General features: G+C 69.1%; 1 protein-coding gene and 1 pseudogene. Both read left to right on the plus strand.

The window, feature by feature from the left end; genetic code table 11:
- Nucleotides 1-583 (plus strand): guanylate kinase (gmk, locus tag A5713_RS22450; protein ID WP_068098419.1); only part of this gene is annotated, 583 nt, incomplete at its 5' end.
- Nucleotides 584-638: 55 nt separating this feature from the next.
- Nucleotides 639-761: pseudogene (locus A5713_RS22455) on the plus strand (DNA-directed RNA polymerase subunit omega); the annotation flags it as partial.

The raw sequence follows: 761 nt of genomic DNA on the forward strand, positions 1-761 counted from the left end.
GTCCGGTCCCTCCGCGGTCGGCAAGTCGACGGTGGTCCGGTGCCTGCGCAAGCGGATTCCGGACCTGCATTTCTCCGTCTCGGCCACGACGCGGTTGCCGCGGCCGGGCGAGGTCGACGGCGTCGACTACCACTTCGTCAGCCCCGCCCGTTTCCAGCAGCTCATCGACGACGGCGCGCTGCTGGAGTGGGCCGAGATCCACGGCGGACTGCACCGATCGGGCACCCTGGCCGAGCCGGTGCGAAAAGCCACCGCCGCGGGGATCCCGGTGCTCATCGAGGTCGACCTGGCCGGCGCGCGGGCGGTCAAGCGGGCGATGCCCGAGGCCATCACCGTGTTCCTGGCGCCGCCCAGTTGGGAAGACCTGGAGGCCAGGCTCGTCGGCCGCGGTACCGAAACGCCGGAGGCCATGCGGCGTCGGCTGGAGACCGCCCGCGTCGAGATGGCGGCCCGGGACGACTTCGACGAGGTCGTGGTCAACCGTCAATTGGAGTCTGCGTGCGCCGAATTGGTATCCTTGCTGGTGAATACTGCGCCGGCTCCGCATGACCCGTCCGGCCAGACCAAATCCGATCGAGACTGAGCATCGAATCGCCGGCGGTACCAGCCGCTGTAATCCGCCAAGGAGAACGACCTAAGTGACTACTTCGCAGTCCGACGCGGCATTGGCCGCCGTCCCCGACCGGTTCGACCCGTCGGCGGGCGGACAACGCGCCTACGACACCCCGCTGGGCATCACCAACCCGCCCATCGACGAGCTG

This window comes from Mycobacterium sp. E2497 (assembly GCF_001668695.1).
GTDB lineage: Bacteria > Actinomycetota > Actinomycetes > Mycobacteriales > Mycobacteriaceae > Mycobacterium.